The 771-nt window shown below is 62.9% G+C and carries 2 protein-coding genes; both read left to right on the top strand.

Going from position 1 to position 771, the window contains the following annotated elements; all coding sequences use genetic code 11:
* Positions 1-240 (top strand): GFA family protein (locus EN884_RS37590; protein ID WP_206617781.1); only part of this gene is annotated, 240 nt, incomplete at its 5' end.
* Positions 237-771: YtpR family tRNA-binding protein (gene ytpR / locus EN884_RS37585; protein ID WP_348633007.1), on the top strand; the 535-nt coding region annotated here is incomplete at its 3' end. The genes EN884_RS37590 and ytpR, both read left to right, overlap by 4 nt.

Genomic DNA, 771 nt, shown 5'->3' with positions numbered 1-771 from the left:
TATGAGAACGGCCCGGTGACGCGCTCTTTCTGCGGCACCTGCGGCTCACCCATCGCCTATGTCGACGAGCGGCTGGAAGAAGACATCTACTTCATGCTCGGCGCCATGGACATGCCGGCCGATTTCCAGCCGACGCTGCATGCCTATATCGGCGAGCAGCTTGCCTTCCTGCATATGTCCGACGACCTGCCGAGACATCTGAAATCAAGCGTCAAAAGACCAGACGGAACAGTCCCATGAAATTCACCCTCTCCTGGCTCAAGGACCACCTCGAGACCGACGCCACGCTCGACGAGATCGTCGAGCGGCTGACTTCGATCGGTCTCGAAGTCGAGCATGTCGACGACAAGTCGAGCCTGAAACCATTCGTCATCGCCAGGGTGCTGACGGCGGTTCAGCATCCCGATGCCGACCGGCTGCGCGTGCTGACCGTCGACACCGGCGACGGCAAGCCTCCGGTGCAGGTCGTTTGCGGCGCGCCAAACGCTCGCGCGGGCCTGATCGGCGCCTTTGCCGCGCCCGGCACCTATGTGCCCGGCATCGACGTAACGCTGACGGTCGGCAAGATCAGGGGCGTCGAAAGCCACGGCATGATGTGTTCCGAGCGCGAGCTGGAGCTGTCCGACGAACACAATGGCATCATCGACCTGCCTGAGGATGCGCCGGTCGGCACCAGCTTCGCCGCCTATGCGCACATCGACGATCCGGTCATCGAGATCAACTTGACGCCGAACCGGCCGGATGCCACCAGCGTCTACGGCATCGCCAGGG

It is taken from the genome of Mesorhizobium sp. M7A.F.Ca.AU.001.01.1.1 (genome assembly GCF_004022735.1).
Taxonomy (GTDB): domain Bacteria; phylum Pseudomonadota; class Alphaproteobacteria; order Rhizobiales; family Rhizobiaceae; genus Mesorhizobium; species Mesorhizobium ciceri.
This window is presented reverse-complemented; position numbering and strand designations above follow the sequence as displayed.